Origin of the sequence: Winogradskyella marina, from assembly GCF_015645385.1 — a bacterium.
GTDB lineage: Bacteria > Bacteroidota > Bacteroidia > Flavobacteriales > Flavobacteriaceae > Winogradskyella > Winogradskyella marina.
This window is the reverse complement of sequence record NZ_JADOET010000032.1, coordinates 1-4,792: the sequence shown is the minus strand read 5'-3', so window position 1 is coordinate 4,792 and position 4,792 is coordinate 1. Positions and strand designations below refer to the sequence as shown.

Annotated in this window: 4 protein-coding genes; all 4 read right to left on the bottom strand. The window is 31.7% G+C overall.

Going from position 1 to position 4,792, the window contains the following annotated elements:
• Positions 1 to 104 precede the first annotated feature (104 nt).
• On the bottom strand, positions 105 to 623 hold the full coding sequence (locus ITJ86_RS17025) for a DUF6705 family protein (protein ID WP_195872856.1): 519 nt from the start codon (positions 621 to 623) through the stop codon (positions 105 to 107).
• A 13-nt stretch (positions 624 to 636) separates the two neighbouring features.
• Positions 637 to 2,211: a hypothetical protein gene (locus ITJ86_RS17020; protein ID WP_195872855.1), complete on the bottom strand. Its 1,575-nt coding sequence runs from the start codon at positions 2,209 to 2,211 to the stop codon at positions 637 to 639.
• Positions 2,212 to 2,470: 259 nt separating this feature from the next.
• Positions 2,471 to 3,595, bottom strand: a complete 1,125-nt coding sequence (locus ITJ86_RS17015) for a hypothetical protein (protein WP_195872854.1) — start codon at positions 3,593 to 3,595, stop codon at positions 2,471 to 2,473.
• 249 nt (positions 3,596 to 3,844) lie between these two features.
• The gene (locus ITJ86_RS17010) at positions 3,845 to 4,645 is read right to left on the bottom strand and encodes a leucine-rich repeat domain-containing protein (RefSeq protein ID WP_195872853.1); all 801 of its coding nucleotides are present in this window, start codon (positions 4,643 to 4,645) and stop codon (positions 3,845 to 3,847) included.
• Positions 4,646 to 4,792: the final 147 nt, after the last annotated feature.

Sequence of the window (4,792 nt, the reverse complement as noted above, 5' to 3'; positions counted from 1 at the left end):
CTAAATCTGGATTAATATTTGACGAAAACTATAAAAGTACTTTGGTTAAAAATTAATGCGTTTTTACTTGTTTTTTACCACAGTACTTTGTTGTGGTTAGTTTTTTATTCCACTTTGGTCAATATAATATCAGTAGGAATATTATAATTTTCGGGTTCGCCAGTTATTTTAAGTCCTTGTAATTCTGCTACTTTCCATTCAGCTGTTATTGGGCAAGTTGAGCAAGTTTGTGGTTGAATTGTAAGGCCTAGACTTCCTCTTTTTCTTTTACGGGAAGCAACTCCGTTTTCATAACCGATACTATTATCATCAATTTTAGCATACATTAAGTTGCCATCATTTGAACCACCAAATATAGCATATCCCCAATTAAAATCAGAGTTTGGTGCAGAATAATCTGATTCGTATATTATGGTTTCATTACCATTATCAATTTCTAGTAACAAATAATCACCTTTTAAATCATTGCCATCTTCATAAATGGTCACTCTAAAAATTTGATTATTTTCTTGGTATTCCCAAGTGCCAATGAAGGGTGCATGATTTGGGTTTTGAGCTAAAACGTATTGCGATTTGCAAGAGAATAATAATAAAATAAGTAATGTGTATATTGAATTTTTCATAATGTTTGTTTTTTTAGTTACAAGTATAGTCGCGTTCTACTTCTCCGTTTTTTAATCTTATTCTTCTAAATGAAGTAAATGGCGGTTCTCCAAACTGTGTGCTAGAAGCATCAAAAAGTGTAAAACCAGCATCAGCTTCGTCCATAAAATTTAAAAACTCTTTGAGTACATCTTCATTTTCAGTATCAGTTTTTTTAATTTTTGCGCTAGGATTATTTGGGTCAAAATATTCTTTGAAGACATTATCAAAAGCTGTTTTTGATTCATAATACCTAGTTGTGTTTTCCATTGTGGCAAATGGGTCACTAGTAGTTACTTCTGTTACATTATCAAAAAACTGTGAATAGAAAAAGTCTACAAATTTTGTAGGATTGTTAATCGTCAATGCGTATTGTGTGCCTTTATTTGTGGTTAAAAATGCCACAAATTTATCTGTCGCTTTATTATTATAAATTATTTTAGCAATCGCAATTAAATCATTAGGTGAGAAAACAGATAATGTACCACCATCAATATTGGGATGTGTGTGCACAATAGCTTTATACTTGTTTATAGGATTATCGAGTATATCTACAAAAGGATTTTCGGAATCACCTTGCCTTTCATCCAAGGTGGTCTCATCCTCAAATTTACTTACAGACTTTTCGTAATCAAGATTTAAATTAGGTTGCGTTGAGAGTTCAGTGAGTTTATCTTTAAAAGCTTGGTTTTCTGGTTCATCTATGAAACCTGTGATTTTTCTACATTCTTTTCTTTTTCCTAAATCTTCCAAGCATTCTCCGTTATCACCCTCAATATTGTTTGTTCCTCCATCACAAGGTTTTGTAGGTACTGTTGAAGTGCCACTACCATCATTTTCACCGCCACCAGCAGTATCATCACCACCATCCACAGGAAAACCACCTCCGCCAGAATCACCTGCATCGATAGTTGCTGGACAAGCTTCCCAATGTATAACAAGTACCTCTGTCCAACCTTGGCATTCTATACCTGGTGGGTTTGGTACATCTATCCAACCACCAGTACATACGTTTTCTACCGTGACATCTGCAACACAACGGCGAAATTCTCTTGAGAGCAGATTATCTAAAGAAAGGAAATCATTTTCTATTAGTTTTACATAACCTGTAAAGGGCTGACTTGTGTCTGCCAAGTATTCTATCGACGGCTGATATTCAATAAATTCAGATTTAACAATTTCGCCTAGGTCATTTACCTGCACAACGAGATTGTAAAATTCATCTCCTTGAGTATCTGTAAAAATTTTAAACGTATAAAAAGCTATATCATCCTCTTGTACTAAAACTATCTCATCAGTTAAAATTAAAATGCTAGAGTCTAAAGATGACCTATTAGATACGTTAGAATCTGAAATGTTGTTGATGTCAAAATAACTTTCTAATTTATTGTAGTTCTCATTTTTACTGACTTTGTCATTAAATTCATTCAGGCTGATTCGTTTTACTTTTGATTCTTGTTGTATTTCGGTTGGTAAAGGTTCATCATCCTTATTACAGGCATAGACTAGTATTGCCAAGATTAAAGGAATGATTCTTCTGTAAAGAATTCTGATTTTGTTTTGTTTCATACCGTTGGTTTTAAAGTTAATAATTTAAATTTATGTTTGGTAATTCTGTTTTCAAACCTATAATGAGTTATCAATGTCTTTCTATTAGTTAAACTTATTCTTGGTCTAGTCAAAATTAACCACAACGGTTTTGTGTATGATTTCGTTGCGTGGTTTAAGCACTAAAGTTAGCAAATAAATCACAGATAGAAAGTCCACGAGGACTTTCGTAAGTAGGCTATAACCAGCAATGAATTATACACGGTGTTGTAATGCGTTTTTATTTATAATATTCAATTTCTCTTGTCCAAACAAATAGTTTCTTTCCATTAACAGACTTAATTTGTTTTGTCCAATTATTTTGATGGTCAAATTCATATTCAAATTCTACTAATATGGGATTATTTTTTTCGGTATAGATTAATTTTACTTGATTCCCGTTCTCGTCGAAATGATATTCATAGAAAAGATTGTTTTCAGGATATTCTGGGACGAAATACTTTTCATTTGTCTTCTGATTTTCTTTGTTGTAAGAATATGAAGTATATTTCTCAATCTTTCCAGCTCTGTTCAAAGTTGTCTCTTTCACTAATAATCCGTTTAAGTACTCTTTAAGTATTTTTCCTTTTATTTTAGTTGCAGTCTCACTGTAAAATTCTCCGTCGTAAGATTGTATTTCAACAACATCTCCATTTTCATTGTAAATAAATTTACGGTCTAATTTATTGTAACCTATTCCATCTTTAAATAATATTCTTTTGTTATCTTTTTCAATAATTTTAAAAGGTGAGTAGCTAATTACTTCTTTAATTTTTCCGTTTGGATAGTGAGTGTATTTTGTGCCATAGGTTTCTCCATCATCATTAAAGTCTTGGGATTGTATTAAGTTGTCATTTTCGTCATAAACAAATTCTGAATAAGAATATAGATTTGGGTCATCAGAAGTATAATAAATTGTTGATTTTAACTTATTTTTTTTGTCATATTTGAAATTTCTAACCGTATAATCATGCTTTTCATAATACTTTTTTTCTTGAATTAGATTGTCATTCTTATCATACTTATAATTGAAAAAAGCTACTGTATCACCATTTTTATAAAACCAAACTTCGTAAGTAGGTTTTCCTTTTTCATTCAATTCCTTATGGTAGTTAGAATAATGTACAAAAGGCGTATTGTACCACCAATTATAAAATCTACTTTTAGTAAATTTTGGATTTGAAAAACCATGATGGCCATAATCTCCTTCGTCACTAAATAATTTCATATTCTGCTGATTTTTATCAAGAAAATTGAGTTGCTCTCTGACAGATTTTACTTGTCCATAAATTGTGTCTTTTTGTTGACCATAGGAAAATGAAAACAACAATAATGATAAAGCTAAATTTAGGTGAATTCTGTTCATTGATTTTTAGGTAAATCTATTAAGTTTTTTGTTATTCCAAAATCATAAATGAGTGAAACAAGTTGTTCGGTTTGCAACACTAGTTTTTTGGTTAGGGAAATGCATTACAACGTGTTTGTGTATGGTTAGTTGCGTGGTTTGGTAGCTAATTTAGCAAACTTTTACGGACCAGAGAAAATTCCGCAGGAATTTTCGCAAGTAAGCCTAAAAAAGCAATTAATTATACACGGTGTTAGGCACTGGCTTTTTTTATTTCTCCCAAATCTTTCTTACGAGTTTTAAAATCGGAAGTTTTGATATGTTTAATTTTTTATTTTCTGATTGAGTTTTAATTTCTTCTGTTGGCTCAAATTCATTCTCTTTCTCTGCATTTTCTCGTTCAGCCATTTCAATTTCCCATAATTCGTCTTCGTCAAGTGGTTGAACTAAATCTGCTCCACCTTTATGTGGAAACTGAACATAGTCTTTAGGCGGTTTTTTTAGATTTTCTCTACATTGTTCAGAGCATAGATTTGCAAGCATCGGAACAGTATCAGTTCCAACGTGTGCAGTAATCCACATTTGATTTGTTTGTCCATAATCTAATTCTTTATCGCAAACACTGCATTTTAAATTTTCGCCAAAGTATCTAACAGGATTATGGTCAAGTTTTGGAAAGCCCATTCTGTTTTTATAGTTTCCATAAAGAGCTCTTGTACTAATTCGGCTGTCTTTTAGTTTTTTACATTTAGTAATTTCATACGGAAACCAATTTAAATCATAGGAAGTATATGGGTCAAAATATTCAAGAGATTCCATTTCTCCGATTTCGGGTGGAATTCGTTTTAAATTACTACCATAAAGTCCAATTTTTGTTACTTTTTTCAATTTTGAAATTGATTCAGGCAACGTAAATATTTCAGAAAATAATTCATTTCCTAAAGCTTCTCTTGGCACAAATTCATCAGCTCCTTTTTCGGCAACTTCGTCAATATATTCACAAAGTTTTTTCCAAGCAACAGAATTTCTGTCTTGAACATCATTTGGTATTTTAGAAATTCGTTTATTCATTTGAGTGAGTTCAGCTTGTGCCTAACGTGTTTGTGTATGATTTCGTTGCGTGGTTTAAGCACTAAAGTTAGCAAATAAATCACAGATAGAAAGTCCGCGAGGACTTTCGTAAGTAGGCTATAACTAGCAATGAATTATACACGGTGT

Bases quoted from the DNA above. Each gene is read 5' to 3' on its own strand.
- ITJ86_RS17025 (WP_195872856.1), bottom strand. From the start codon at position 623: ATGAAAAATTCAATATACACATTACTTATTTTATTATTATTCTCTTGC.
- ITJ86_RS17020 (WP_195872855.1), bottom strand. From the start codon at position 2,211: ATGAAACAAAACAAAATCAGAATTCTTTACAGAAGAATCATTCCTTTA.
- ITJ86_RS17015 (WP_195872854.1), bottom strand. From the start codon at position 3,595: ATGAACAGAATTCACCTAAATTTAGCTTTATCATTATTGTTGTTTTCA.
- ITJ86_RS17010 (WP_195872853.1), bottom strand. From the start codon at position 4,645: ATGAATAAACGAATTTCTAAAATACCAAATGATGTTCAAGACAGAAAT.